Origin of the sequence: Endozoicomonas sp. ONNA1 (genome assembly GCF_024606325.1) — a bacterium.
GTDB lineage: Bacteria > Pseudomonadota > Gammaproteobacteria > Pseudomonadales > Endozoicomonadaceae > Endozoicomonas_A.
Genome location: NZ_JAHHPN010000527.1, coordinates 1 through 1,206, shown reverse-complemented (window position 1 = coordinate 1,206; position 1,206 = coordinate 1). Strand labels below are relative to the sequence as shown.

Genomic DNA, 1,206 nt, shown 5'->3' with positions numbered 1-1,206 from the left:
ACTCGGGTGTGGCAGGCATCAAAATCATCTTTTTGTCGATCATCTGCTCCGGGAGGTGAAACTTCCCATCTGAGCATTGGTACCTGGTTAAGCGCGACTCCGTCCGGCACAGTGTCCTCAGGGCATTTTTGATCAGGTTAAAAGGCTCCTGGTAGTAGTGGATCTGGTTGATATCGCTGGCGCATTTCTCGATGGGACCGTTAGGTACATATTTCTTATCCTTGCAATAGTCCCAGTCGCCTTTTTTTCCGGCGATCAGGAAGGGCTGGAATGAATAGCCGCCTCCGAAGGTCAGGGTTTTGTTCACCAGGTCGATGGACTTGATGTTCAGGGTCAGGAGGTTGCCGTCCTCACTCATCAAAGCATTGAGGGTCTGGTTGTTGTTGGCCAGGAATTTTCCGGGATCCAGTTGGTCGTGAATCGGGTCAAAGAAGCGGGCCGCCTCACCCGAGGCGTCCTGTAACTTTTTATAGGCCAGCTTTTCTACCTTCTTTTTGTAATATTGCTCAAAAACGCCCCTGACGAAGTGCATCAGACCGCTAATAAAGTACCCGATTGGCCCGAGCACCATTGAAAGGCCGGAGATAGCGGTATCCACCGACTCAAAGATCACCCTGGATTCCAGGAGTTTCTTGACGTCCGGGTCCTCTTCGTTCTCATATTCAATCACGGTCAGGGTGAGACTGCCTGCCTGAACGCCGAAACTCACAGCAGACAGGGCAAGACCTGCTTTGCCTGCTTTACCTAGCCCTTTGGCTACTTTTACCCCCTTGGGCAACTGGCCCGATCCGATTTTTGAGGGCAGCTTTGGCGCGGTTTGACGGGAAGAAAATGGCTGCCTGGAGGTTGGCGTGTCCATCATGATCACCTGACGCCCGAGATCGGCCAGGTCAAGCCCTTGTAATGCCAGCGCCGAATAATAAAGCGTCTGACGGCCGATATGAATCTGCCGTTCGGTGTCCGTCATATTCCGGGGCGGGGGTTTTTTGTGATGATGTCCAACGGGGGCAATCCCGGCGATCAGGTCGTAAAGGTCCAGGAAAGAGCTGGCAATGTCCATACCGTCGACGGGTGCTTTTTTCCCCTTTACCGTTGATGACAACCCCGGACGACCCGTGCCTTTGAGAAAGCCCTGGAAGCGGTCAAAGGCGCCGGAGGTAAACCGGATGTTCTTTCGGGTCAGGGTATCGGGCTCCATAAAGTCCA

General features: G+C 53.3%; 1 protein-coding gene. It reads right to left on the bottom strand.

Going from position 1 to position 1,206, the window contains the following annotated elements:
- Positions 1–1,060: hypothetical protein (locus tag KDK19_RS12100; protein WP_257292060.1), on the bottom strand; the 1,060-nt coding region annotated here is incomplete at its 3' end.
- Between the last annotated feature and the right edge of the window lie 146 nt (positions 1,061–1,206).